Annotated in this window: 27 protein-coding genes and 1 pseudogene; 15 read left to right on the top strand and 13 right to left on the bottom strand. The window is 60.5% G+C overall.

Going from position 1 to position 25,709, the window contains the following annotated elements:
- Positions 1–82 precede the first annotated feature (82 nt).
- The 3 genes from AB4Z24_RS07765 (at position 83) to AB4Z24_RS07755 (ending at position 3,214) form a co-directional block, all read left to right on the top strand.
- Positions 83–1,285, top strand: a complete 1,203-nt coding sequence (locus AB4Z24_RS07765; protein ID WP_441707178.1) for an FAD-dependent monooxygenase — start codon at positions 83–85, stop codon at positions 1,283–1,285.
- A 134-nt stretch (positions 1,286–1,419) separates the two neighbouring features.
- Positions 1,420–2,310, top strand: coding sequence for a lysophospholipid acyltransferase family protein (locus AB4Z24_RS07760; protein WP_441707177.1), 891 nt, complete (start codon positions 1,420–1,422; stop codon positions 2,308–2,310).
- Between the two features lie 85 nt (positions 2,311–2,395).
- Positions 2,396–3,214: a GTP-binding protein HSR1 gene (locus tag AB4Z24_RS07755; protein ID WP_441707175.1), complete on the top strand. Its 819-nt coding sequence runs from the start codon at positions 2,396–2,398 to the stop codon at positions 3,212–3,214.
- A gap of 161 nt (positions 3,215–3,375) precedes the next feature.
- On the opposite strand, the gene AB4Z24_RS07750 is transcribed toward AB4Z24_RS07755, so the two are convergent.
- From AB4Z24_RS07750 to AB4Z24_RS07730, 5 genes are all read right to left on the bottom strand, one after another.
- Positions 3,376–3,624 (bottom strand): DUF883 family protein, encoded by a 249-nt coding sequence (locus AB4Z24_RS07750; RefSeq protein WP_441707173.1) that lies wholly within the window; start codon positions 3,622–3,624, stop codon positions 3,376–3,378.
- A gap of 177 nt (positions 3,625–3,801) precedes the next feature.
- Positions 3,802–5,745 (bottom strand): threonine--tRNA ligase, encoded by a 1,944-nt coding sequence (gene thrS / locus AB4Z24_RS07745; protein WP_441707171.1) that lies wholly within the window; start codon positions 5,743–5,745, stop codon positions 3,802–3,804.
- A gap of 111 nt (positions 5,746–5,856) precedes the next feature.
- Positions 5,857–6,135: a membrane protein insertion efficiency factor YidD gene (gene yidD / locus AB4Z24_RS07740; protein ID WP_441707170.1), complete on the bottom strand. Its 279-nt coding sequence runs from the start codon at positions 6,133–6,135 to the stop codon at positions 5,857–5,859.
- Positions 6,136–6,192: 57 nt separating this feature from the next.
- Complete coding sequence (locus tag AB4Z24_RS07735; RefSeq protein ID WP_441707168.1) at positions 6,193–6,843, bottom strand: hypothetical protein; 651 nt, start codon at positions 6,841–6,843, stop codon at positions 6,193–6,195.
- 289 nt (positions 6,844–7,132) lie between these two features.
- Positions 7,133–7,594 carry an iron-sulfur cluster assembly scaffold protein gene (locus AB4Z24_RS07730; RefSeq protein ID WP_441707166.1) on the bottom strand — a complete coding sequence of 154 codons (462 nt, stop codon included), beginning with the start codon at positions 7,592–7,594 and terminating at the stop codon, positions 7,133–7,135.
- Between the two features lie 200 nt (positions 7,595–7,794).
- On the opposite strand from AB4Z24_RS07730, the gene hisI reads away from it, so the two are divergent.
- Both hisI and rssA read left to right on the top strand, forming a co-directional pair.
- The gene (hisI, locus tag AB4Z24_RS07725; RefSeq protein WP_441707164.1) at positions 7,795–8,241 is read left to right on the top strand and encodes a phosphoribosyl-AMP cyclohydrolase; all 447 of its coding nucleotides are present in this window, start codon (positions 7,795–7,797) and stop codon (positions 8,239–8,241) included.
- A gap of 156 nt (positions 8,242–8,397) precedes the next feature.
- Positions 8,398–9,420: a patatin-like phospholipase RssA gene (gene rssA / locus AB4Z24_RS07720; protein WP_441707162.1), complete on the top strand. Its 1,023-nt coding sequence runs from the start codon at positions 8,398–8,400 to the stop codon at positions 9,418–9,420.
- Here rssA and AB4Z24_RS07715 read toward each other — a convergent pair.
- Positions 9,402–9,833, bottom strand: a complete 432-nt coding sequence (locus tag AB4Z24_RS07715; RefSeq protein WP_441707160.1) for a CBS domain-containing protein — start codon at positions 9,831–9,833, stop codon at positions 9,402–9,404. The two genes, rssA and AB4Z24_RS07715, sit on opposite strands and share 19 nt — an antisense overlap.
- Positions 9,834–10,023: 190 nt before the next feature.
- Complete coding sequence (locus AB4Z24_RS07710; RefSeq protein ID WP_441707159.1) at positions 10,024–10,749, bottom strand: rhomboid family intramembrane serine protease; 726 nt, start codon at positions 10,747–10,749, stop codon at positions 10,024–10,026.
- Positions 10,750–10,988: 239 nt separating this feature from the next.
- On the opposite strand from AB4Z24_RS07710, the gene AB4Z24_RS07705 reads away from it, so the two are divergent.
- The 7 genes from AB4Z24_RS07705 (at position 10,989) to AB4Z24_RS07675 (ending at position 14,930) form a co-directional block, all read left to right on the top strand.
- Positions 10,989–11,624 (top strand): PAS domain-containing protein, encoded by a 636-nt coding sequence (locus AB4Z24_RS07705; protein ID WP_441707157.1) that lies wholly within the window; start codon positions 10,989–10,991, stop codon positions 11,622–11,624.
- 159 nt (positions 11,625–11,783) lie between these two features.
- On the top strand, positions 11,784–12,413 hold the full coding sequence (locus tag AB4Z24_RS07700) for a PilZ domain-containing protein (RefSeq protein WP_441707155.1): 630 nt from the start codon (positions 11,784–11,786) through the stop codon (positions 12,411–12,413).
- Positions 12,414–12,572: 159 nt separating this feature from the next.
- Positions 12,573–13,253: a transglutaminase-like cysteine peptidase gene (locus tag AB4Z24_RS07695; RefSeq protein ID WP_441707153.1), complete on the top strand. Its 681-nt coding sequence runs from the start codon at positions 12,573–12,575 to the stop codon at positions 13,251–13,253.
- A 330-nt stretch (positions 13,254–13,583) separates the two neighbouring features.
- A complete protein-coding gene (locus AB4Z24_RS07690) occupies positions 13,584–13,880 on the top strand; it encodes an ArsR/SmtB family transcription factor (protein ID WP_441707784.1) in 297 nt (98 codons plus the stop codon).
- 11 nt (positions 13,881–13,891) lie between these two features.
- Positions 13,892–14,155, top strand: coding sequence for a hypothetical protein (locus AB4Z24_RS07685; RefSeq protein WP_441707152.1), 264 nt, complete (start codon positions 13,892–13,894; stop codon positions 14,153–14,155).
- Positions 14,155–14,487: a DUF3817 domain-containing protein gene (locus AB4Z24_RS07680; RefSeq protein ID WP_441707150.1), complete on the top strand. Its 333-nt coding sequence runs from the start codon at positions 14,155–14,157 to the stop codon at positions 14,485–14,487. Before AB4Z24_RS07685 ends, AB4Z24_RS07680 begins: the two co-directional genes overlap by 1 nt.
- 11 nt (positions 14,488–14,498) lie before the next feature.
- Positions 14,499–14,930: a CopD family protein gene (locus tag AB4Z24_RS07675; protein WP_441707782.1), complete on the top strand. Its 432-nt coding sequence runs from the start codon at positions 14,499–14,501 to the stop codon at positions 14,928–14,930.
- Here AB4Z24_RS07675 and AB4Z24_RS07670 read toward each other — a convergent pair.
- Genes AB4Z24_RS07670 through cysE form a run of 3 tightly spaced genes read right to left on the bottom strand, consistent with a single transcriptional unit; the run spans position 14,927 to position 16,534 of the window.
- Positions 14,927–15,457: a gamma carbonic anhydrase family protein gene (locus tag AB4Z24_RS07670; RefSeq protein WP_441707148.1), complete on the bottom strand. Its 531-nt coding sequence runs from the start codon at positions 15,455–15,457 to the stop codon at positions 14,927–14,929. The two genes, AB4Z24_RS07675 and AB4Z24_RS07670, sit on opposite strands and share 4 nt — an antisense overlap.
- Before the next feature lie 12 nt (positions 15,458–15,469).
- Positions 15,470–15,685, bottom strand: coding sequence for a DUF3126 family protein (locus AB4Z24_RS07665; protein WP_290988666.1), 216 nt, complete (start codon positions 15,683–15,685; stop codon positions 15,470–15,472).
- A 21-nt stretch (positions 15,686–15,706) separates the two neighbouring features.
- Entirely contained in the window at positions 15,707–16,534 is an 828-nt protein-coding gene (gene cysE / locus AB4Z24_RS07660) for a serine O-acetyltransferase (protein WP_441707146.1), read from the bottom strand.
- A gap of 221 nt (positions 16,535–16,755) precedes the next feature.
- On the opposite strand from cysE, the gene AB4Z24_RS07655 reads away from it, so the two are divergent.
- The 3 genes from AB4Z24_RS07655 (at position 16,756) to AB4Z24_RS07645 (ending at position 19,266) form a co-directional block, all read left to right on the top strand.
- Positions 16,756–17,559, top strand: coding sequence for an enoyl-CoA hydratase (locus AB4Z24_RS07655; protein ID WP_441707145.1), 804 nt, complete (start codon positions 16,756–16,758; stop codon positions 17,557–17,559).
- 1 nt (position 17,560) lies between these two features.
- Positions 17,561–18,661: a polysaccharide deacetylase family protein gene (locus AB4Z24_RS07650; protein WP_441707143.1), complete on the top strand. Its 1,101-nt coding sequence runs from the start codon at positions 17,561–17,563 to the stop codon at positions 18,659–18,661.
- A gap of 125 nt (positions 18,662–18,786) precedes the next feature.
- The gene (locus AB4Z24_RS07645) at positions 18,787–19,266 is read left to right on the top strand and encodes a GNAT family N-acetyltransferase (protein ID WP_441707141.1); all 480 of its coding nucleotides are present in this window, start codon (positions 18,787–18,789) and stop codon (positions 19,264–19,266) included.
- Positions 19,267–19,933: 667 nt separating this feature from the next.
- On the opposite strand, the pseudogene metH reads toward AB4Z24_RS07645, so the two are convergent.
- From metH to AB4Z24_RS07630, 3 genes and pseudogenes are all read right to left on the bottom strand, one after another.
- Positions 19,934–23,696 (bottom strand): annotated as a pseudogene (metH, locus tag AB4Z24_RS07640) (methionine synthase).
- A 24-nt stretch (positions 23,697–23,720) separates the two neighbouring features.
- Positions 23,721–24,629: a methylenetetrahydrofolate reductase [NAD(P)H] gene (metF, locus tag AB4Z24_RS07635; RefSeq protein WP_441707140.1), complete on the bottom strand. Its 909-nt coding sequence runs from the start codon at positions 24,627–24,629 to the stop codon at positions 23,721–23,723.
- Positions 24,629–25,642: an ArsR/SmtB family transcription factor gene (locus AB4Z24_RS07630; RefSeq protein WP_441707138.1), complete on the bottom strand. Its 1,014-nt coding sequence runs from the start codon at positions 25,640–25,642 to the stop codon at positions 24,629–24,631. Before AB4Z24_RS07630 ends, metF begins: the two co-directional genes overlap by 1 nt.
- Between the last annotated feature and the right edge of the window lie 67 nt (positions 25,643–25,709).

The following is a 25,709-nucleotide window of genomic DNA, read 5'->3' as shown; positions in this document are numbered from 1 at the left end:
CTGCAAACGCGTTGCTCGGCTGCAACGGCTGCCCTTTGCGCCATTTCTGTGTTTCAATGATCACACTCACAGGGGCTAAGGCATGGTCGAACAAGACATTTTTGACATCGCTGTCGTGGGCGCGGGGCCTGCCGGGCTGATCGCCGGATTGTCGTGTGCGGCCACGGGGTTGCGGACGGCTGTCATCGGGCCAACCTCCAGTTTCGCGGACGCGCGCACGTCGGCACTCTTCGGTGGGTCGATCGACCTCTTGAAGGCCATTGGCGTGTGGCCGGCGCTCGTCGATCAATCGGCGGCGATCTCGGGGATTCGCATTGCCGACGCGGGCGGCGGGTTGCTGACGGCGCCGGAAGTGCTTTTCAGGGCGAGCGAGGTCGGCATTGAGGCCTTCGGCTATAATGTCCCCAATGTCCCCCTGGCCCGGGCGCTCGAGGAGAAAAGCCCCGCTTGCGTGACGCGGATCACATGCCAAGGCGTGACGCATTACGAGACCCGCGGCTCGCACGTCGCGCTATTCGACGAGACGGGCCGGGAAATCCGGGCTCGGCTGGTCGTTGCGGCGGATGGGCGGAAGTCTTCGGCGCGGCAGTTCGCGGGCATCGACGTGTCAACGTGGTCGTATCCGCAATCTGCGATTGTGACCACGTTCCGGCATCGGCGTCCGCATCACGGGATCTCGACCGAGTTGCATCGGCGCTCTGGGCCGCTGACGGTGGTGCCCGGAAGAGACAGCGTTTCACATCTCGTCTGGGTCGACACGCCCGAAGAGGCCGAACGATTGCTCGGACTTGATGATAAGGATTTCGGTTTAGAGCTGACCTCCAAATTGCAAGGCCATCTAGGAGCGCTTTCGGAGTTTTCGCGGCGGCAGTCCTTCCGGCTTACAGGGCAGACAGCACGTTCGCTGGGCAAGAACCGTGTCGTGCTCGCCGGCGAGGCTGCTCATGTCATCCCGCCGATTGGCGCACAGGGCCTCAATCTCAGCATGCGCGATGCGGCGACTGTTGCGGAAATCGCCGCCGAGGCGAAGCGAGATGGTTCCGATATCGGTGCCGACGCTACGCTTGCGCGTTATGAAGCTGCGCGACGGACAGACATTTCGACACGCATTTTTGCGGTCGATGTCTTGAACCGGTCTCTTTTCACCAATCTTCCCGGCATTGGTCTCGCGCGCGGGCTTGGGCTCTTCGCGCTCGCCACCAGCCCTGCCCTCCGAGTTCAGATGATGCGTGAGGGATTCATGCCATCTGCTTCAACACCGGCCCTAATGGCCCAGCACTCATAGCCTCGGGGCGTCAAAATGGGAAAACGGCCGATGGCGGCTTGACGGGCGCCTCTTTCGGGGGGCATGACCTCGGACAATGATGGGCAAACGAGGGTCGGGCACTGTCCACGGCAGAAATTTCGCGACTGCGCGACTTGCAGTTCAAGCTGGAATATTGGCTCCTCCGTGGCATAGCCGGGGTTATACGCACGATACCGCTCGATGCGGCGACGCACTTTTCTGCCTGGAGCTGGCGCCGATTGGCGCCGAAGATCAATCCGAAACGCCACAACCGCGCGCTCGATAATCTCCGGATCGCCTTTCCGGAGAAATCGGAGAAGCAGCGGGAGGCGATTGCGCTCGCGCACTGGGAGAACCTCGGACGCGTCATGGCCGAGACGATGCGCATCGACCAGATCATCGCCGAGCCGTCGCGTCTCACCATAAAGAACCCCGAAGTCTTCAATCGCTATTCGAGCAAGCTCGGTCCTATCGTCGGCGCATCGCTGCACATGGGAAACTGGGAGCTGGCCATCTGGCCGCTGACGATCGCCGGCGCCAGTCCCGCTTGCGTCTACCGTTCGGTCAACAATCCCTATATCGACAAATATATTCGCCATCAGCGGCGCGATCTCTATCCGGGTGGCCTGTTCGGCCGCGGAAGAGTCGAAGGCGATCATGGCGAGAGCCAGAAAACCGCCCGGGTCATCATGGATTATGTTCGCAACGGCGGCCGCCTCGGCGTCGTTTGCGATCTCTACGATAAGACCGGGCTCCCCGTTCCGTTTTTCGGCCAGGACGCGAGAACCGTCAGCATTCCGGCGATGATCGCGCGCCGCGTCGGGGCGCGGATCTGGATGGCGCGCTGCCGCCGCATCGGCAGGGACAGCCGTTTCGAAATCGAGTTGAAAGAACTTCGCGTGCCGCGCACCGCCAACCAGGGCGACGACGTCAAATGGGCGACGGCCGAGATGACCCGTCAATTCGAAGCCTGGGTGAAAGAATACCCGGAACAATGGATGTGGTCGAACCGCCGCTGGAGTTGAGGCTGACGTCCTAGCTGCGGCTCTTAACCGGAACCGCGGGTGAATGCGTGGCGTTTCATGTGGTTGAACCGCCACGGAGCGCCGGATGCACGACGCCCTTTCGCCATTACGATTGTTTATCGTTTTTCTCGGAATCCTGCTGCCTACCCTGGCTCTCATTCCATTGGGAAGCCTCTGGCTTTGGCAGCACGGGTATCTGATCTACTGGGCATTGGCGACGCTGGCCTGCACCCTTTTCGCCTATCTCTTCGAGCGCCGCACTCTCGGTCCGCTGCCCAAGAAACCAGGAAGCAAGGACGAAGCGCCTGCCGACACGGAGACCCACCGCGACGCCTCCGATGGCGACCGGTTGCGCCGCGAATCCAAAAAGGCGGTCGACGTTTTCGCCGAGGCAGCGAACGCGCGGACGATCTCAACGTGGAACGACTTGATGAATACGGGGCTCGAGACAGTCGAGCTGGTCGCCAAGATCTATCATCCCGATCGCAAGGACCCGATGCTACGCTTTACGGTTCCGGAAGCCTTGACGCTGGTCGAGCAGGTCAGCGGGCGGCTGCGACCGGTATTCGAGGGCACAATTCCGCTTGGCAATCGGCTGACGGTCGCGCAGTTCGCCCAGATCTACAGATGGCGCGGCATCTACGACGTGGCCGGGCGGGCCTGGTCGGCCTGGCGTATCGTCCGGATGCTGAACCCTGCGACGGCGGCCACATACGAGTTGCGCGAGCGGCTGTCGAACTCCCTGATCCAATGGGTCAAGGGCACGATCTCCGGCCGGCTCGTTCGCGCCTATATTCAAGAGGTCGGTGCCGCCGCCATAGATCTCTATAGCGGCGAACTTCGCAAGGCTGGCGGCGACAGGAAGGACAAGAAGCCCGTAACTCCGCAGCCAATCACCAAGTAGTTACTCCTTTTTGAACCCCACATCGCAGAGGCCATAACAAGAGAGGCCGCCAAAGCCTCGCATCGGAAACGCGGATGTTTCCCAATGCCAGCTTTCGACGACCTCGATCAGGTCTCACGAGCGGAACGTTGACTTAGCGTGTAATTCCAGCCAACGCGCCATTACGACTTCCAAAGAGCGCCGATGACAAAGCCGACGGCAGCCGCCATTGCCAATGTCGCGATCGGCTGATCTTTCACCGATTTGTCGATTGCGCCCTTCACGTTGCCGGCCACGTCGCCGACCTGTTGCCGTGCCTGGCCAGCCAACTCCTGCGCACGGTCAGAAGCCTCATCAAAGGTCTGTTTGGCTTTGCCTTTGATGTCGTCGAGTGATGTCGATGTCCCATACTGGGAAGCAGATGCGGCCATAGTCAAAACTCCGTTCGTTGCAAGTTCATGGTGCAAACGCGGAGCGGAAGGCGTTGGTTGCACGGCCTTACCTCGAAAGAAAATATCGGCGGAGAGCGTACGCCGCCGATATTCGAGAAAGATAACGCGTATCACTGAATAGCCGCAGCCGACCGCGGCTATTCGAGGTTCAGCGGCTTATCGCAAATCCGGCGGGACGGCTTCGGTGGCAAGCGCGGTTAACGCCTCGTCGAGGCTGAGCACGGTCTGATCCTGCGAACCCAAGCGGCGCAGCGATACCTTCTTTTCCTCGGCTTCGCGTTTCCCGACGACGAGGATGACCGGCACCTTCGACAGCGAATGCTCGCGGATCTTGAGGTTGATCTTCTCGTTGCGAAGATCCGTTTCGACCCGCAGCCCCAGCGCCTTCGCCTTCTCGGCAACTTCGCTTGCGTAATCGTTCGCATCCGACACGATCGGCGCGACGACGACCTGCAGCGGCGCGAGCCACAGCGGGAAGTGGCCGGCGAAGTTCTCGATCAGAATTCCGGTGAAGCGCTCGAGCGAGCCGAAGATGGCGCGGTGAATCATCACCGGCGTCTTTTTCTCGGAGTGATCGTCGATGTAGAACGCGCCGAGGCGGCCCGCGAGGTTGAAGTCGACCTGCGTCGTGCCGCACTGCCAGTCACGGCCGATGGCATCCCGCAGCACATATTCGAGCTTCGGTCCGTAGAAAGCGCCCTCACCCGGCTGGATCTCGGTCTTGATGCGCCCGTTCGAGCGACGCTTCACTTCGTCGAGCACGTCCGACAAAGCTTTTTCGGCCTTGTCCCATAGCGCATCCGAGCCGACACGCTTTTCCGGGCGCAGAGACAGCTTGATGACGATGTCGTCGAAGCCGAAGTCTTTGTAGATACCGAGCAGCAGATCATTGATCTTGAGGCATTCCTCCATGATCTGATTTTCGGTGACGAAGATGTGCGCGTCGTCTTGCGTGAAATGACGCACACGGAGCATGCCGTGCAAGGCGCCCGACGGCTCGTAGCGATGCACCTTGCCGAACTCCGCGATCCGGTACGGCAGATCGCGATAGCTTTTCAGGCCGTGCTTGTAGATCTGGACGTGGCCAGGGCAGTTCATCGGCTTGCAGCAGAACACGCGCTCGTCCGGAAGGACGGTCGTGAACATGTTCTCGCCGTAGTTTTCCCAGTGGCCGGAAAGCTCCCAGAAATGCTTCTCCATCATGTCGGGAGAGTTCACTTCCTGATAGCCCGCGCGCTGCTGCTGGCGCCGCATGAAGGCAATCAGCGTCTGGAAGAGCGTCCAACCCTTGGCGTGCCAGAAGACCGAGCCCGGCGCCTCTTCCTGGAAATGGAAGAGATCCATCTCGCGGCCGAGCTTGCGATGGTCCCGCTTCTCGGCTTCCTCCAGCTGATGCAGATAGGCCTTGAGCTCGTCTTCGGTTGCGAACGCGGTGCCGTAGATGCGCTGAAGCTGCGGCTTCGTGGAATCGCCGCGCCAATACGCGCCCGCGAACTTCATCAGCTTGAAAGCCTTGCCGACCTGTCCGGTCGACGTCATGTGCGGGCCGCGGCAGAGATCGAGCCAATCGCCCTGCTTGTAGATTTTGACGTCCTGATCCTCGGGGATGGCGTCAACCAGCTCGACCTTGAAGTACTCGCCCTTGTCCTTGAAGAATTTCTTCGCCTTGTCGCGCGACCACACTTCCTTCGTGAAGGCCGCGTTCTTGGCGATGATCTCGCCCATCCTCTTTTCGATTTTTGGGATGTCTTCGGGCTCGAAAGGCTGCTGCTTCGCGAAGTCGTAATAGAAGCCGTTGTCGATCACCGGGCCGATCGTCACCTGGGTGCCGGGCCAGATCGATTGCACCGCTTCCGCCAAGACGTGCGCGGCGTCGTGCCGGATAAGCTCGAGAGCCCCCGGGTCGGTCCGCGATACGAAATTGATCGATGCGTCGTTGGTGATGGGCTCGGCCAGATCGGCCAAGGCGCCGTCAAGCTGCATGGCGACGGTGCGCTTGGCGAGGGACGGCGAGATCGACTTCGCGATTTCGAGGCCGGTGGTTCCCGAAGCGACCTGGCGCTGCTTGCCATCGGGGAACGTAATCGTGACTTCACTCATCGCGGCCTCCTTTGCTCACTCGCCGCACACGAACGCGGCGTAAGACGATTTCGACAGGGCTAATGGGATGTGACGCGATCCAAGTCAAGCCGGTGCAAGTGAAGCAGGGGCTTATCGCCAGCGGCCGTAGCGCCAGGGCTCAAAGGTATGCTTCACGGCGCGGAGGTCCGGCACCGGATCGACGCCATGCGTGCCGCCCGGCCCACAGCGGACGAAGCGGGAGAGGGTCAGCCAGAAGCCTTTCCACGCGCCGTTCAGCTCGATCGCCTCAAGGGCGTACTGGGAACATGTTGGCCAATGCCGACACTGCCCACCGGCTATGCCCTTGAAGGTGTAGCGGTAAACGTAGACGGGGGCCTTCAGCAGCCTTTTGGCGATTACGGACGTCATAAGCCGAACAGAGCGCAGGTCTCCGCGTCGTGCAAGGGCCCGGTTCGGCCTTGGAGATTATGGCGCGGGGGTTGCCGGAGCGGCGGCCGGAGGTGTTTCGGTTCCTGCGGGAGGCTGCGGCGCCGGCGTCTGAGCGGCGGATTTCGCCGCGTCCAGGTCCTTCTGGAGCGCGTTCAATTGGGCCTTCAGACCATCGGCTTCGCCGCGCAGCGCCGCCGATGCCGCTTCAGCGTCCGCCTTTGCCTTGTTGGCGAGATCGAGATCTGCCTTGATCTTGTTCGTCACGTCGCTGGCGGCGGACAGCTGGGCCTTCGCATCCTCAGTCGCCGCAGCGAGCTTGGCTTTCAGATCGCCGTTGTCCTTGCCGAGCGCGGTTACCTTGTTGTCGAGCTCGGACACTTTGGCCATGGCTGTCGATACGTCAGCCTTGCCCTCCTCGACCTGCCGCAATGCATCGGTTTCAGCGGCCTTCAGCCGATCGATCTCGTCCTGTGAGGATTTCCTCACCTGCGCGGCGTCGTCGACGGCTTTGCGAAGCGACGCGACTTCACCCTGGAGCGCCGAAAGCTCGCCCTCGGCCGATGTCTTGCCGTGCCATCCATAGACTGCGAGGAGTGCCAGGATCGCGATCACGCCCCACTTGATTGCGCTGGCCGATGAGGTCGCACTATCCGCGTGCGCGCCGCTCTCGTTGTCCTGCGCTGACATCTGAAAACTCCGTTTTCTTCAAAAGGTGCGGTTTGGCGGGTTTACGCGACGCCGCTTCGCCGAACCTAATCTTTTTCTATGACTCGTGTCTGGCATACCCAACGGATGAGCCGACTTCCACTCCCATTTGCCGGACAGAACGGCGGGTAGAAAACGGCAAGCGTGAGGCTGTTGTTTGTCGATGCGTCCTGCGGGTCAGGCTTCGGACCATACAGCACGCCGACCCGGTGCTCGTCGATTGGTTGAACGGACAGGCGACGCACTCAGACGCAAAATATTGCGATAAAGGTTATCGCACGGCCTGCACATCGGCGGCGGTTTGCGCCGCGGCATCTTCCAGGGCCTTTTCAACCGCATCGAACACAAGAAGCGTCGATGCCTGACGCGCTTTGTAGTTTCGAACCGGCTCAAGGACGGCGAGATCTGCCCAGCGCCCGGTGGGGGGCGGTCCCCCCTCCTTAAGCATGGCGCGCATGGTATGGCCGACACGGCGAAGCTCATCGGGCGTCGAACCCACGATCTCGCGCGCCATGACCGACGCCGCGGCCTGACCTAAAAGACAGGCCTTGACCGATTGCCCGAAGTCACTGACCCGGCCATCGCGAAGCTTGAGACCGACCGTGATGGTCGACCCGCACAGTTTCGAATGGCCCGTCGCCGTCCCGTCCGGATCTGCCAATCTGCCGATCCGGGAGATTGCTCCCGCCAGCTCGAGAATGCGCGTGTTGTAGATCTCATCGAGATTGGCCATAGCTCTCTTTGCGTCTTATGGTCATTTTGGGTCACGAGGGCGGGCAGGTCATTGACCCCTCGTCGAAATATATCAGTCACCGTATATAAGGCCGGCCTGCACCGAATGCGAGATCCGCCGGTGTTTCGTACCCGGAGCGATAGTCCCCGAATGAGCCCTTCCAAACGCCGCATTTCGCCCTTCGAGGCCGGAACGTCATCATGACGAGCACTAGCCAGCCCACGTCGCCTCTAGCCAGTGGCGAGACGGAGGAGACGACGCGCTCATTCCGGCCCGCATTCGGCCCGGACGGCCTTATCCCGGCTATCGTCACCGATAGAGCGTCAGGCGATGTGCTCATGTTCGCTTACATGAACGAAGAGGCCCTAAGGGAAACGATCGCCAGCGGTCTCGCTCATTTCTGGAGCCGGTCGCGGGCTAAGCTCTGGAAGAAGGGCGACGAAAGCGGAAACCTGCTCAAGGTCATCCAACTGCGGACGGACTGCGACCAAGACGTCCTTTGGGTCGTAGCCGAGGTCCAAGGCGACGGCGTCGCCTGCCACACCGGCGAACGATCCTGCTTCTACCGCCAGGTTGTGCAGCCCACCGGCGGCGGAGCACCGATTCTGGAGTTTGCACCGCTGCCGGGGACCAAGACGCCGGCTTGACCGTGCCGCAAACCGGCGCTTTCGCCAGTTGCTCTACGTCTCCCATTCACACCTTGATTACCTATTGGTAGCGCGGCCTTAATGTCGCAGCGCTAGCATAAGGGTCGCGGGTGCGGCTCGGCTAATAGCCGCCGTCCGCTGGCAAGGAGTGCCATCATGAATGGTGGGGCGGGCGTGAGAATTGGATTGGCACTGGGCGGCGGGGCGGCTCGCGGATGGGCACACATCGGCGTCCTCAGGGCTTTGCAGCGCGCTGGGATCAAGCCCGACATTATCGCCGGCACCTCGATCGGCGCTGTTGTCGGCGGTTGCTATGCGGCCGACCATCTCGACAATCTCGAGCGCTGGGCGCGGGAACTCACGCCGAAACGCATTTTCGGCTACCTCGATCTGAATTTTGCCGGGACCGGGCTGATCAGCGGCCAACGCTTGTGCGAGCGGCTGGAACAGCATCTCGGCGATCGCAACATCGAAGATCTCGGAACGCGCTTCACGGCGGTTGCGACGGAAATTGGGACCGGCCACGAGCATTGGCTTTCACGCGGCCGGTTGGTCGACGCAGTCCGCGCCTCCTATGCGCTTCCGGGTGTTTTCAAACCTGTGAAGGTGCATGGCCGCTGGCTCTTCGACGGCGCACTCGTCAATCCTATTCCGGTTTCGGTTTGCCGTGCTCTCGGGGCCCGGTACGTCATCGCAGTCAATTTGAATTTCGATATCCTCGGCCGGGGAAGCGTTATCTCGACGCCGGAAGCGCTATTCGCGGAAGGCGAAGAGGCACTGCACACGCACGAAGACGAACCGCAGGGCAAGCGCGGCGTGCGCGCGCTGCTGCAGCGTCAGATCCTTGGGAAAGGCGACGGTGCGCCCGGCATCTCAACGGTGATGGTCGATGCACTCAACATCGTGCAGGATCGCATTGCCCGTTCGCGCCTTGCCGGTGACCCGCCGGACGCGATGATCTCGCCGCGCCTTCAGGATGTCGGCCTCTTCGATTTTCATCGTGCGGAAGAAGCCATCGAGCGCGGTATTCAGGCCGTGGAGCGTCAGCTCGACGATATGGTCCGCGAAATTGAAACGTGCGTTCCAGCTCGCGATGTTCGACGCGCGCAAAGTCAGACCGACCGCGCGCGCCTCACAGCGGCTGCTCCGCTCGACAGCATTCAACCCGTCGCCAAGTAACCGCGCATTGCGGTCACCTCAAGCTCGACTTCGGCGGTGTGATGCTTGACGACGTCACCGATCGAAACGATGCCGACAAGCGTGCCGTCCTCGACAACGGGAATATGACGGAAGCGCCCTTTCGTCATCGTCTCCATAATTTCGTCGAGCGTGTGCTCGCGCGTGCAGGAGACGACATCGCGAGTCATTCCGTCCCGCGCCAGCATCGTGAGCGCTGACGCACCATGCTCCGCAATCAAGCGAATGATGTCTCGCTCCGAAATGATGCCGACAACGTTATCGCTGTCGCCGAGAATGAGGATCGCGCCGATCTTGCGACTCGCGAGCCGCAAGGCAATTTCCTGGATTGAGTCGTCCGGGCGCGCGGTCATGACACCACGGCCTTTCGACTTGAGTATTTGTCCAATAATCACTGGTTCAGCCTCCACTCAGGGACGTCGTGCCGAACCGAAGGCCAAGCGACGCGCTTGCGCTCGACTTACAGGCTTCGCAAGCTTGCCTGGTCTTCTGCCGGCATAACGCTGCGTTTTCTTACCCTAATTGTGCCCGCTCTTACGGCGAGCTGAGGAAAGGCTGAGGCAAATTCGCAGGGAATGCAAGACTTCAATCCAATTCCGGTGAAGCGGGCGGTTCATTTTGCGCTGCACCTTCGAATGCGCCAAGAGCGCATAAACCAAACAGGTATCCACCGACGTGCGCTTCCCAAGCGATATCGCCGGATTCACCGAATTTTCCGAAGCCGATGATCGCCAGCAAATTGATGGCGATAAACGCCACAGACGCGAGCACAATGCGTTTGTCTCGCAAGGCCGCTTTCAACGTCGTCAGCGGTATTGCCGACGGGCGTTCACGAAGCAGATAGCCCTCGCCTCTGTCGATCGCAGTGAAAAGAAATCGCATGACGGCGCCCATCATCGCGGAGATGGCGCCAGACGCACCGATGACCGGCGCCACCAGTCCGGGATTGACGACGAGAAACAAAAGCGCGCCGCTTATTCCGCCGGCAATCGAAAACGCCAAAAAGCGAAAGCTGCCGATGCGCGCGCAGAGGACGGTTCCGAACGCGAGCAGCCAAGCGGAGTTAAAAATCAGGTGCGTGAGGTCGGCGTGAACGAGCATGTGCGTTACGAACGACGTGACCGCCGACACATCGCCGCCCGGCAATTCGCTCGCCAGGCCTGAATAGCGTGCCGGAATAAATGCGAGAGCCAACAGCCACCAGTTGGCGTCATCCGGCGTCAGGAACGACAGGATCGCATGGACCGCGATCAAAACCGCAAGCGTCGCGAGCACCGCGCCTGGGACGTTAAAGATAGGTTCTCGGTTCACTGCGGGCGTCCCACTTTGATGCGATGCGGCATCCTCCTGCCGGACGGCCGTTGTTAGCCGTTCACTTGGCCCCCGGCAACACGCCAGGAAGCGCGGACCTCGGCCGACTGCTCCCGACTGGCACGAAGGATGCTCCCTAGGGGAGGTCGGGGCCGCCACTCAAACGTCGTGCGCCGAAATGGTACGGAGCGGCTTTCCCGCGTCCGGCCAAGTTGAAATCGTTGCCGGATGCTGTTCGCATGAAAGAAGCCGTAAGCCAGTCGCTGTTTACCTATTGGAACGATCTCAGAGGAGACCGTTCGGCGCCGAGGCGCTTCGAAATCGAGCCCTCGGCCATCGCACAACAACTGCCGGACACTTTCATTCTGGAACGCGTCGATTACGCGACCATGCGGTTCCGGCTCGCCGGGACGCGCATCTCGGAAGCATTCGGCATGGATCTCCGCGGGAAAAATCTGTTCGGTCTCTTCAGCGAAGAAGATTCCAGCATACTGCAGCGTCAGATGTCGCTGATTACATCGCAGGCTGCTGTGGGCGTCTTCGAGATTTCCGCATCCGATGGGCAAGGTCGCTCGGCGTCTTTCGAAATCACGATCTTGCCGTTGATGCACACGCGCGAAGTCGTGGAACGCTATCTCGGCTCAGTCGCGCCGATCAACCGTCCGCAATGGCTCGGCCTCGTGCCGCTCACACATCGGTCGCTCGTCCGGCACAAGCTCATCTGGCCCGACGGCGCGGTACGAAGCGAGATCGAAAATCTGGATCGGCAGACGCCATTCTATCCGACCGTGCGCGAGGCAAGAATTGTGAAATCGGCCCGGCGGCAATTCCGCGTCTACGAGGGCGGATTAAGCCGTCTCAACACCGACCGCTAATCCTCTCGTCCGATATAACCTTACCGGGCACATGACGATTATGGTGCGCCGGTTAGAACTTCATTAAGGAGGTCGTCGGCATAGTCCTACCGGGCAGCGTTCAAGAGTTGACAGCGCGGAAGCCCAGGAAACCCACCCCGTTTTTTCCAAGGGTAGGCTATGGCCGTGCATTCGAGCATCCTCCGAGAAGTGTTGCAGCAGGCCGATGCGCTGAAGGCGGGCGACCTGCGCAAGCATCGCCGGCTGCCGCTGCAGCTTTCCGGCCGTTTCATGCGCGCAGACCGCAGCGAGTACACCTGCGAGCTGAGAGACATCTCGGTCGGCGGCGCGGCAATCAAAACGCCCAACGCGCCCGAAATCGGTGAGCGCGTCGTCGTCTATCTAGAGCATATCGGTGGCCTCGAGGGCACGGTTTCGCGGCTTATACCCGACGGCTTCGCATTTGCTTTTAAAGTCACGGAGCACAAACGCGAGAAGCTCGCCGCGCAAATCATGTGGCTCATCAACAGGGACGACTTCCCGGAGGAGACTGGACGGCTTCACGAGCGCGTCGGAACTCGCGGACGGCGGACGACGTTGAGGGTCGAGGAAGGCGTCATTATCGACGTTGAATTGCTCGATGTTTCGGCATCTGGCGCTTCTATCGGCACTCCTGCACGACCACCGATCGGAAGCCTCGTGATCGCCGGGAGGACGCGAGCTATCGTTCGGCGTCATCACGGACATGGCATTGGTTTACAATTTCTTTCGCTGCTTTCGCCTGAGGCGTTGCGCGAAAGATTTCCATAATCGTTACGCGTTGGTTGTGTGATGCCTCAAATCGCTCGCCGAGTTGCCAAAATCATAAAGTTCAATTTGGATGTAACTTTGATGCGAATGCCACGGCGGGCATTCATGCTAAAAGCAGCTGTCTCGCGTAATGTATCGTACCGTGTTCGAGGGCGTTTCATGAAGTACGGTAGCGTAGCCATTTCTTTGGCAGTCGGTCTCTTTGCGGCAGCAATGCCGGCGGCAGCTCAGCAGGTAGCGGTCATCAGTCCCGCGACGCGCGCTCCGGAATTCATGCGGGTTTACGGCAGCTCGCAGCCACCATACGGCTTTGTGGCATTCTGCGATCGCATGCCTCAAGAATGCATCGTTACATCGCCGGATGACGCGCGCTATCAGGCGACACCTCAGAGCTTGAGTGAGCTCGACGAGGTCAACCGCACGGTCAATCACGAAATCGAGCCCGCGACCGACATGGAAGTGTACGGCGTGGTCGAGTACTGGACGCTACCAAAGACGCGTGGCGACTGCGAAGATTATGCTCTCCTCAAACGGCATCGCCTGATCGCGCGCGGCTGGCCGTCGAGCGTGCTGTTGATGACGGTCGTTCGCGACGAAAAAAATGAAGGGCACGCCGTGCTCACGGCCCGGACGACGCAAGGCGATTTCATTCTCGACAACAAGGTCGACGTCGTTCGGCTCTGGAACCAGACGCCCTATCACTACGTGATGCGGCAGTCATATATGGATCCGAAGGTTTGGGTCTCGCTCGATCCGAACGACGCTACGACGCCTGCCGCGCTGTCGGGAGTTCAATCGGTCACTCCGGGCATCCTCGAGTCGACGCGAGATCTGCCCTAAGACGCTGTCGCTTTTTTAGGTAACTTCGCAGGCCGGAGCCCCTCCGATCCCCCCGATCAAATCCGGACCTGTTCGCGGGCCGCGCGTTTCCCCAGACGCCGGCCTGCTTTTTTATGCGCGTCTCTTTGCGCGCCGGGTGCGGCCGGTAGGTTCGAACTAATTTCAACCTAGCTTTGCTTAGCGCGTGAAAACATGCGCCGACCTCCGTCGAAACCTACTTTCGCCGGCAGCGATTGACGCCGCGCAGTTCATGTGTCAGAAATATCTGACATATGATAAAAATGTTTATGAGCGAGTCGATTGAAGAGCTACGGAGACTGGTTGCTGGAGATGTTGGCCGCCTTGGCTAACCCGCATCGTCTGCGGATCATGGAAGCTCTCCATGCAAATGGGCGCACTTATGTGAGCCAGCTCGCCCGCGAGATCGGCATCAGCCGGCCTCTCCTCCACCTTCACCTACGGAAGCTTGAAGAAGCTGGCCTCGTAACTAGCCAGCTTGAGGTTTCCAGTGACGGGAAGGCACTCAACTTCTTCCAAGTCGCTACTTTCGATGTCGCGCTGAATCCTTCGGTCATAGCGGATGCGGCACGATCGTTGAGCCCTTCGTCCAAGACCTCAAAGCCCTGAAAGGACCTCCGATGGCTGATCGCGCCAGCATATTTCTCCTCGTCACGATCCTCGTCCTCGTCGTGATATTGGCGATCTTCGCGATGAAATACTTCGTCGGCGCGCGCACGGCGCGTCTCAGGATCACAAGCGAAGACGCCTATCGCGATCTCGCCGCGCGCGCCGTGAAGTCCCAAGAGGATGGCGCCGCCGCGCTATCGGCCTTGCGCGACAGTGTTGCCGAGATTCAGGGCCGCCTTGGGCGGGTCGAAAAGGTCCTCAAGGAGGTTGAGTGATGCTCTCAGCCGACCAAATCGAGGAGCTGTCGCAGCTTCGCAAGATGCGCGCCGTGTCGTTGTTGGAGGGGACGACACTTCTCCTGCTCATCGGCGTTGCCGTGCCACTGAAGCATCTTGCCGGCTATCCGATTGCAACCCGCGTCATGGGTCCGGTTCATGGCATCGCCTTCGTTCTCTACGTCTGGATGCTCATCCAAACAGTGTCGATCGGGGGATGGTCACGCGGCGCGACGGCCCGGATGGTGCTCGCGGCCTTCATTCCCTTCGGGGCGTTCCTCAATGAGCGGGCGCTGGCGCGACGCCAGCAGGCCCTCGCTGCGTCAGTCTGAGGGCGCAGGTGATGGACTATCTCTGGATAAAAGCTCTGCACATTGTTGCCGTCGTGACGTGGATCGGCGGCATGTTGGTCGTTGCCGTGACCATTGCGGCCGTGGCTGACGTGCGAGGCCAGCAGGAGATCGCAACGCGGTCCGCCTTTCTGGAATGTGTGCGCCGCTGGGATCAGCGTGTCACGTCGCCGGCGATGCTCCTCGTCTGGATCTTAGGGCTGACGCTCGCGCTGACGGGCAATTGGTTTCCGCAGACATGGCTTCTGGCGAAGCTTGCCTTGGTGCTGCTGCTGTCGGCGCTGCACGGCGTTTTGTCCGGAAGGCTGCATAGACTCTCGCGCAGCCAGGTGCCGAGTTCGCCGGCCGCTCTGCGCTACGCCGGCGCGGCGGTCGTGATCGCTACGCTCATCATCGTCGTCCTCGTCGTTACCAAGCCAATCTAAGACTGAGGCGTCAGACCGGAGGCGAACTGCTTCCACTTATCGACGTAGCGCTTCGCGCCACGGCCGAACCGCTGCACGTCCTCGTCGTTCAGCTGACGGACGACTTTGCCAGGCGATCCCAGAACCATCGACCGTGGCGGGATGATCTTTCCTTCGGGTATCAGYGTGTTGGCGCCGATGACGCATTCCTCGCCGATCTCAGCGCCATTTAGAATGATGCTGCCGATGCCGATGAGGCTGCCGCGGCCGATCGTGCAGCCGTGCAGCATCACCATGTGGCCGATCGTGCAATCCTCACCGATGGCGAGCGGAAAGCCGGGATCGGTGTGCAAAACGCAGCCGTCCTGGACATTGGATCGCGCGCCGACGCTGATCAGTTCATTGTCGCCGCGGAGCACCGCTCCGAACCAGACGCTGGAATCCTCCTCGAGCTTCACCTTGCCCAGGACGACAGCGTTCGGCGCGACCCAGAAAAGGCCGTTCGGGGGTGTGATCACCCCCACGCCGTTTAAGTTGTAGAGAGTCATCCCGATCGCGCTCTAGACGCCTTCCAGATCCATGTCGAGGATCGCCATCTGGAATTGATAGGACGTCTCGCCCTCTTCAACTTCGCGGTAGAGCGTCGCCACGAACTCGCCATTGATGAAGACTTCGGCCATGTCGTCTTTCTTTGGCTGAGCTTTGACCTCAAGATTGGAGGCACCGAACGTCTTACGGAGGTAAGACTGCAGACGCGCCAGCTCTTCTTTCTTCAATTTCTTTCTCCTAGACGAATTTCAGAGGCCGCCGAAATCATCGACCCAACCCTGATCCATGGACCGGGCGGGTTCGGCGCAACCGGCGCTACCGACGATTTTCGCAGGTACGCCGGCAACGGTGACGTTGGGGGGAACCTCGGCGAGAACCACCGATCCGGCGGCCACGCGCGAGCAACGCCCAACCTTGATATTGCCAAGGATCTTGGCGCCTGCCCCGATCAGCACGTTATCGCCGATCTTCGGATGGCGGTCACCCGTTTCCTTGCCGCTGCCGCCAAGTGTCACCGCGTGCAGGAACGAGCAGTTGTCACCGACGACAGCCGTTTCGCCCACGACGAAGCCAGTGGCGTGATCGAGCATGATGCCTTTGCCGAAGCGCGCGGCCGGATGGATGTCGACGGCGAACATGCGCGACGACTGACTTTGGAGGTAGAGCGCAAAATCGTAACGGCGGCTCTTCCAAAGAGCGTGCGCGAAACGATACGTAACGAGCGCATGGAAACCTTTGTAGTAGAGCAACGGATCGAGGTAGCGGGTGCATGCCGGATCGCGGTCGTATACCGCCTGCAGATCGGCGCGGAAGATCGCGCCGAGGCCCGGCTGCTCCTGCAGCACGCTCTGAAAGGTCTGCGAGATCAGCCCCGCGTCCACGTCAGTATGATTCAACCGTTGGGCCAGCCGATGGCAGACCGCTTCTTCCAGCATCTGATGGCTGAGCACGGTTGCGAAGATGAAGCTGCCGAGCGCCGGCTCGGTCTTCATGGCGGCTTCCGCTTCGGCGCGAATTTGAGCCCAAATCGGATCGACGATCTGGACCTTCGAAGTGGCTGTCTTTGTGTTCGACACGGCGTGCCTCTAACGCGGGAATTAGGTCCAGCAGCCCACGCGAGCGGACCCGGTCCAAATTAGCAACAGCCGATTAACGCCGGCGTAAACCCCGGTCAATCGATCGCGCTCATTAACTTATACACTTTCCATGAACCGCGTGCATCTGCCGCCCTGGCCCCGGTTCGCGGGTCGCTTTATTGCGACTTGCATGGCCGCCCGGATAGAAGGAATTCCGACCAATGGCTCAAGCTGAGAAAGCCGCCAGCCCGTCACTCATATATCACAAAGACGGTGCCATCGGCTGGCTCATTGCCGATAACCCCGCACGGATGAACGCGTTGACGGCTTCGATGTGGGAAGCCATCCCGGGGGCGATCGCCAAGGCCGTTGCCGACCCAGACGTCCGGGTCGTCGTTTTGCGTGGCGCGGGCGACAAGGCGTTTTCGGCCGGCGCCGACATTTCCGAATTCGAGAATTCGAGAACGGGCGACGCCGCCAAAACCTACGACGCGCTGAACGACGGTGCCTTCAATGCCATCATCGGCTGCCCGAAACCGACGATCGCCATGATCCACGGCTTCTGTCTCGGCGGCGGGCTCGGGCTTGCCTTGTGTTGCGACATGCGGATCGCCGACGACGCGAGCCAGTTCGCCATTCCCGCGGCGAAGCTTGGCATTGGCTACAATGCCCGCTGGGTCAGGCCGATCCTCGCCGCGGTTCCCGCCGCGCGCGCCAAGGAACTCCTGTTCACTGGCCGCCGTTTCCGGTCTGCCGATGCAGAGGCCATGGGACTTGTCTCGCAGCTTATGCCGAAGGCCGAGCTCGAGGCGACGGTCCGGGCACTCGCCCTGGAGATTGCCCAGAACGCGCCTTTATCGGTGGCGGCCGCGAAGCAGGTGATCGACGAGATTTCCCGTCACCCCGAGAATCCGGATATGGCCCGTCTCGATGCAGCGGTAGCCGCATGTTTCGAAAGCGAAGACTATGCCGAAGGACGCCGCGCATTCCTCGAAAAGCGCAAGCCAGAATTCAAGGGCAGCTGACGTGATCCAGCGGTCCGACCGGTTCCGGATTATCGGCATCATTGCGTTCTTGTGTTTGGGCGCGAACGCCGCCTTTGCGGGCGACCAAAAGTTGCTCAACGCCTGCTTTGCGGAAAGCGCGCTGGCCGCCGTGCCGGGGGAAGAAGCAGCCGCCAAGGGCAATCGCACCTTCGATGCTTCGATCAAGCTCACTGGGTTCACGTCGGCTTCGCCCGTTCCGGATGCGCTTCGGGGCGCAATCCGCCGCGTCACTCTTCCAGCCGGTGAGAAGGCGGTCGCGTTGACGTTTGACCTTTGTGAGCAACGCGGAGAGATCGCTGGCTACGATGGGCGGATCTTCGATTATCTACGCCAGCAGGGCATCAAGGCGACATTCTTTGCAGGTGGGAAATGGATGGTTTCCCACGCATCGCGCACGGAGCAGTTGTTGGCCGATCCGTTGTTCGAGATCGGCAATCACACGGAAACACATGCGAACCTCCGCCTTCTGCAGCCAGCGGCCGTGACGCAGCAGGTGCTCGCTCCGCAGAAAGCCTATCAAGACGCGCGCGCCCGGCTCGCGGCGCGGCAGTGCGTTGCCTCATCGCCGGAGGCGATGAGCAGCATTCCCGAGCAGCCGAAGCTTTTCCGCTTTCCCTATGGCGCCTGCAACGACGCTTCGATGAAGGCCGTCAACGATGCTGGCATGCTCGCGATCCAGTGGGATGTCGCGACGGGCGATCCGGAGCCGCGCGTTTCGGCAGCGCGCATAGCCGAAGCCATGGTGAACGAAACAAAACCCGGCTCGATCATCGTCAATCATGCGAACGGGCGCGGCTGGCATACCGCCGAAGCCCTATTGATTGCCATTCCGAAACTGAAGGCGAAGGGCTACAAGTTCGTGACGGTCAGCGAACTGATGACGATGGGTAAGCCCGTGATCACGTCCGAATGCTACGATCGCAAGCCCGGCGACACCAATCGCTACGATTTCCTCGGTGCGCTCCAGCATTCGCTGAGTGCCCCAGCGGTCGCTCTTGCGCCCGCGTCCGCGCAGAAGCCCGCGACCAAGACAAAGGCGGCGAAGAAAGCTCCGCAAAAGCCCGTCGCGGCCGACCACTGAAATGGCGGACAAGGATGCCGCGCCGGTTTCCGTTTCGGCCTTAGAGCGTCGATCCTGATAGGATCAGGATCGACGCTCTATCTCTTTGTTTATCGCATTTTTCTTTACGCAAACCGGTGCCCACTTTGCTTGAAAATGCTCAAGCGGTAACGTTCCAGCCGATGACCGTCGAGGCGGCGGAGAGTCTTGGAAGCGCCTTCGCTGCACTCGATCCCTGGGCGCATTACGCCTACACCGCTGCGACGCTCGCCACCTTCCTCGCCGATGCGGAACCCGGCACGCAGCGATTTCAAATCATGGCGGATCAAGCGCTTGCCGGCGCAATCGTTATCCAGAGCAAATGGTTCCGGGGACCGTATTTGCAGTTCTTGGGGGTCCTTCCGGCATTTCATCGCCGGGGACTGGGGCGCTCGGCCCTCGGCTGGTTCGAGAGCGCTGCGCGAGCTGACGGCGCGCGAAATCTTTGGGTCGCCGCGTCCGAATTCAATGTTGCTGCCCAAACTTTTTATGAGCGGCACGGCTTCGTTCGGATCGCGACCGTCGACGGCCTCATTGCCGAGGGGACCGCAGAAATACTTTTTCGAAAGCGGCTGGCGGTGGAATAGCGGCCGGGTTGCTGATGCCCGGCACGAATTTCAAAGCGCTTCTGCGCCCCGGCTTCGACGGAACCTTGGATCGCGACGAATGCAAGCCAAATATTTTTGGATCATTATTGTGCGGCGCATCTCTCATTTTTCCCTCCCTTGCGGGCAACCCACAACGATACCCAGTCACGCAAATAATTGCGATTTTGTGGGGCTTTTTGCGCAATGTCTGCCGATCCAGGGCGCGCAACAGATCCATTAACCGAGGTTTCGAAACCGGCGAAGGCTCGGATCCGCAGTCTCGCAGCGACGCCGGATAGCGTTTGTTTCTGCGACGCAAAATGCTTTTCGCTTGTCACTCACGGGCGGCGTTGCATAGCTTCCAGCCAAGCTTCGAAGAGAGAAGCGACGCGAATTCCAAGGCCCTAACCGGGGACGTGGCAAGGCTCTGCAGGACTGACTTAACGCTCTTGCGGTAATATTGTCGTTTGGATTTCGTGGTGTGGTCGTGCTCGGGACCCTTTGAGAGCGACCGTCTGGAGGAAATGCCTGAAACAGTAATCCCACGCGCGATGCTCCAAGGAGCCAATGAGACGGGGGACTATTTCTGGGATGTCTGGCGCGAGCCAAACGACCATGCGGCGCGGTACCGAAGCGGACCGCGCCGATTTTTTTTTGACAGCTCGTTTTAAGCGGCTGCGGCTGTGCTGCTTCGATCGTAATTCAGAACCGGCGCCAGCCAGCGTTCCGCTTCTTCCACGGTCCAGCCCTTGCGCGCCGCGTAGTCCTCGACCTGATCGCGCTCGACCTTGCCTACTCCGAAATAATGGCTCTCGGGATTTGCGAAATACAGTCCCGACACGGATGAGCCCGGCCACATCGCGTAGCTTTCCGTCAGCGTAATGCCGGCAGCCTTTTCGACATCCATCAGCTTCCAGATCGTCGCCTTCTCCGTGTGATCCGGCTGGGCGGGATAGCCTGGCGCCGGGCGGATGCCCTGATATTTCTCGAGGATCAAATCGTCAGCTGTCAGCTTTTCGCCCTTCGCATAGCCCCAAAGCTCCTTGCGGACTTTTTCGTGCATGGCCTCGGCAAAGGCTTCCGCAAGGCGATCGCACAATGCCTTCGCGATGATGCGATTATAATCGTCAGTCTTCTTGATGTGACGTTCGATGGCTTCGTCCTCGCCGAGACCCGCCGTCACCGCGAACATGCCGATGTAATCGGCGATACCCGTCTCCTTGGGCGCGATGAAATCGGAAAGCGCCGTGTGCGCCCTGTTGCGGGCCGGATCGCGAGCGATTTGCTGGCGGAGCGTATGCAGCTTCGCGAGCTCGCCGGAGCGCGTGTCGTCCTTATAGAGGGCGATATCGTCGCCGATGCTGTTGGCTGGCCAGAAGCCGACGACAGCCGATGCCGTTACCCACTTCTCGGCAACGATACGCTTCAGCAGCACCTGCGCGTCGTCGAAGAGCTTCTTTGCTTCGGCGCCGACCTTGTTGTCAGTCAGAATTTGCGGATAACGGCCCGCGAGTTCCCAAGTCTGGAAGAACGGCGTCCAATCGATATAGGGAACCAGCGACGCGAGGCTGTAATTCGAGAAGCTGCGGATACCGAGGTAGCTAGGCTTGACGGGCTTCATTGCCGGCCAGTCGATCTTGAACTTATTGTCGCGCGCAGCCTTGAGCGTGATGCGCTGCTTGCGTGCTTCGTTGGCCAGATGCGACTCGCGAACCTTGGTGTACTCCGTTTTGATGTTCTGGATGTAGGGTGCGTTTTCGGTGTCCGAAAGCAATTTCGAGACGACGCCGACGGCACGGCTCGCATCGAGAACATAAACCGCCTGTCCGCGGTTGTAGTTCGGATTGATCTTGACGGCCGTGTGCACCTTGCTGGTCGTCGCGCCGCCGATCAACAGCGGCATGGAGAAGCCTTCGCGCTCCATTTCGGATGCAACGAAACACATTTCGTCGAGTGACGGCGTGATCAGGCCGGAGAGGCCGATCATGTCGACCTTTTCCTTTTTTGCGGTCTCGAGAATTTTGGCAGCCGGCACCATGACGCCGAGGTCGATCACCTCGTAGTTGTTGCACTGAAGCACAACGCCGACGATGTTCTTGCCGATGTCGTGGACGTCACCCTTGACCGTCGCCATCAGGATCTTGCCCGCCGAGGGCATTTGATCGAGACCCGAAGCTTTCTTTTCGGCTTCGAGGTAAGGCTGCAGATAGGCGACCGCTTGTTTCATCACGCGCGCCGATTTCACGACCTGCGGAAGAAACATTTTGCCGGCGCCGAAGAGGTCTCCGACGACGTTCATGCCCGCCATCAGCGGTCCTTCGATGACGTGCAGCGGCTTTTCAGCCTTGGCGCGCGCCTCTTCCGTGTCGGACTCGATGAAGTCCGTGATGCCATGGACGAGCGCATGCGTCAGCCGCGCTTCGACGGGCGCCTCACGCCACGTGAGATCTTTCTCCTTCGCCTTCTGGCCGCCGCCCCCTTTGAATTTTGGCGCGGCTTCGAGAAGACGATCGGTTGCGTCCGGGCGGCGATTGAGGATGACGTCCTCGCAAAGATCGCGCAGCTCCGCAGGAATGTCGTCGTAAAGGGCCAGCTGACCGGCGTTGACGATGCCCATGTCCATGCCCGCACGAATTGCGTAGTAGAGGAACACGGAGTGCATCGCTTCGCGAACCGGCTCGTTGCCGCGGAAGGCGAACGAAAGATTGGAGACGCCGCCGGAGATATGGGCGAGCGGCATCTTTTCCTTGATTTGTCGGGCGGCCTCGATGAAGGCGATGCCGTAGCCGTTGTGCTCTTCGATCCCGGTTGCGACGGCGAAGATATTGGGGTCGAAGATGATGTCTTCCGGCGGAAACCCGACCTTCTCGGTCAGCAGCTTATAGGCGCGCTCGCAGATCGCGACCTTACGTTCCGTCGTGTCGGCCTGGCCTTCTTCGTCGAATGCCATGACAACAACGGCGGCGCCGTAGCGTAAAACCTTGCGGGCGTGCTCGAGAAACGGCCCCTCGCCTTCCTTCATGGAAATCGAATTGACGATAGGCTTGCCCTGCACGCACTTCAGGCCCGCTTCGATGACGCTCCATTTCGAGCTGTCGATCATGATCGGCACGCGGCTGATGTCGGGCTCGGACGCGATCAGATTGAGGAATGTCGACATCGCGCGCTCGGAGTCGAGCAGGCCCTCGTCCATGTTGACGTCGATGATCTGTGCGCCGGCTTCCACCTGCTGACGCGCGACCGCAAGAGCGCCCGCATAATCGTTCTGCTCGATCAGCTTCCGGAACTTGGCGGAACCCGTAACGTTCGTGCGCTCGCCGATATTGATAAAAGACTGCGCGGCATTGGCTGTGGTCATTGTGCTGAGTTCACCCATGGACGAACGGTTCGAGGCCGGAGAGGCGTAGACGGGGCTCATGCTCCGGCAGCGGGCGCGGTTTATAGGATTTCGCGTGGCTCGCAATATGAGCGATGTGATCCGGCGTCGAGCCGCAGCAGCCGCCGACAACATTGATCAATCCATCGGCGAGCCACGGCTCGACCTTGCAGGCCATTTCGTCGGGGCTCTCATCGTACTCACCCATCGCATTCGGCAGGCCCGCATTCGGATAGGCGGAGATGCGCACATCGGCGACGTGCGAGAGCTCGGCAATGTATGGCCGCATCAGCTCGGCGCCCAGCGCGCAGTTGAGCCCGATCGAAAACGGCTTCAGGTGCCGCATCGAGTACCAGAAGGCTTCGGCCGTTTGGCCCGAAAGCGTCCGCCCCGAGCGGTCCGTGATCGTGCCTGAAATCATGATCGGCAGCTCGAGATCCTTCTCCTCGAACACTTCCAGCGTCGCGAAGCCCGCGGCCTTGGCGTTCAAGGTATCGAAGATCGTTTCAATCAGGATGATATCGGAGCCGCCGTCGATCAGCCCCCTCACCTGCTCCTTATAGGCGTCGCGCAGCTCATCGAAGCTGACGTTGCGATAGCCGGGATTGTTGACGTCCGGCGAGATCGACGCCGTGCGGTTGGTCGGCCCGACGGCACCCGCAACGAAGCGCGGCTTCTCCGGCGTCTTTTTGGACCATTCGTCCGCGGCGCGGCGCGCGAGCTTCGCCGCCTCGACGTTCATCTCATAGGACAGCTCTTCCATGTGGTAGTCAGCCATGGAAATGCGCTGCGCGTTGAACGTATTCGTTTCGATGATGTCGGCGCCCGCGCCCAGATACTTGCCGTGGATCTCTTGGATGATCTCCGGCTGCGTCAAAACGAGAAGATCGTTGTTGCCCTTGATGTCCTTCGAATGATCCGCGAAGCGCTCGCCGCGATAATGTTCTTCGCCGAGCTTGTATTGCTGGATCATGGTGCCCATCGCGCCGTCGATAATCAGGATGCGTTCGCTTGCGGCCTTTTCAAGCGCGGCCCAACTTGCTTTGCGTCTCATATCACGCCTCGACTTTCAGATATTTCACGCTGCGTCGGCGTTCGCCGGTCTGACTGAGCGCAAGCCCAGCAGATGGCAGATCGCGTAAACGAGATCAGCGCGGTTCAACGTGTAGAAGTGGAATTTCTTGATGCCCTCGTCGACGAGATCCATCACCTGCTCGGTGGCGACGGCCGCTCCGACGAGATGGGACGTCGCGCTGTCGTCTTCCAATCCTTCGAAACGGCGAGCGAGCCATGAAGGAACGCTGGCGCCGGCCCGTTTTGCAAAACCTGCCACCTGCTTGAAGTTGTGAATAGGCACGATGCCCGGAGAAATCGGCACCCAGATGCCAGCCGCTCGCGCACGCTCCAGGAAGCGGAGGAAGTGGGTGTTGTCGAAACCGAACTGCGTGATGATACGATCGGCGCCCGCATCGACCTTCGCTTTCAGATTATCGAGATCGGCTTCGACCGACGGGCTTTCGGGATGCGTCTCGGGATAGCCCGCGACCGAAATTTCAAAATCGGCAATGCGCTTCAATCCTGCGACGAGATCGGCGGCGTTTTTGTAGCCGCCGGGAAAGGGCACATACTTCGCGCCGGTGCCTTGCACAGGATCACCGCGCAACGCAACGATGTGGCGAACACCTTCCTGCCAATAGGTCTTGGCGACCGCGTCAACCTCTTCCTTCGTGGCGTCGACGCAGGTGAGATGGGCAGCGGGCTTCAGCGGCGTCTCCTTGATGAGACGCGTGACGGTTGCGTGGGTGCGCTCGCGCGTAGATCCGCCCGCGCCATACGTTACCGAGACGAATTCGGGACCGAGTGGCGCTAGCCGCGTGATCGATGACCACAGCGTCTCCTCCATCTTCTCCGTTTTCGGAGGAAAGAATTCGAAGCTGACGAGGATGTCGCCCGATCCGAGCAGTTTGCTTTTCCGTTCCTGTGCCATCAGCTTGCCCCCTCGCGCACTTCCTTAAGTGGTGCGCTTGTGCTTGCGACCGCGGCCTTGGCTGCGGGGCGTTCCGCCAGCCAGATGGTCACGGTCAGAATTTCTTCGCGATCGCCGTCCTTGGGCTTCAGATCTTCCGTCGACTTCGGTACGAGACCGGCATCGGTGAGCCAGCCCCTGACCTGATCGTGAGCGAAGCCCAGCCGTTCGTGGGCTTCCCGGGTTCTCAGGAACTCCAAGTCGTGCGGCGCGAAATCGATGATCAGCAGCTTGCCGCCGGGCGCGAGGACGCGTGCGGCTTCGCGAACGGCGAGCGCCGGGTCGGACAAAAAATGCAGCACTTGGTGCATGACCACGGCGTCGGCCTGCCGGTCCGCCAGCGCGAGCGAATAGATATCGCCGTGACGAACCTGGGCATTAAGGCAGCCCTTGGACTTCAGATTGGCGTTGGCGTAGTTGAGCATGGCCTGGTTGACGTCGAGCCCAAGTCCGCGCGCGAAGCGATCGGCGAACAGTTCGAGCGTGCGGCCCGTACCCGTTCCGAGGTCGACGAAGAGACCAAACGGCCCTTCGCCAAGTGCCCGGCGCATGGCGGCTTCGACGTCGTTTTCGGCAACGTGCAGCGTGCGGATCCGGTCCCAATCTGCAGCGTGCTGTTCGAAAAACGCTTGCGCGGTGGCCTCGCGCTCGCGCTTCAAGGCTTCGGCGCGTTCACGGTCACGCCGAACCGAGGATTCAGCGGGATCGACGTCTGACACGAGGCGGAGCGCCAAGCGGCCGCCCGGCTGGCGATCGGAAATATGAAAATAGACCCAGCTGCCGTCCCTGAAGCGTTCGATCAGGCCGGCCTCGCAGAGAAGCTTCAGGTGGCGGGAGATGCGCGGCTGGCTCTGGCCGAGGATCAGGGTCAAATCCTTGACGTTCAGCTCGCCGGCCGAGAGCAACAGCAAAATGCGCAGCCGCGTCGGCTCGGCCGCGGCCTTAAGCGCGGCGACAAGATCTGCGGTTCGCATTTCCGGCGTTCGATGCATGCGCTTAACATATAAAGATATGTTTATGTGTCAAGTGGCGACGTTGCAC

The sequence above is a fragment of the Hyphomicrobium sp. 2TAF46 genome (assembly GCF_052114865.1).
In the GTDB taxonomy this organism is placed as follows: domain Bacteria; phylum Pseudomonadota; class Alphaproteobacteria; order Rhizobiales; family Hyphomicrobiaceae; genus Hyphomicrobium_B.
This window is presented reverse-complemented; position numbering and strand designations above follow the sequence as displayed.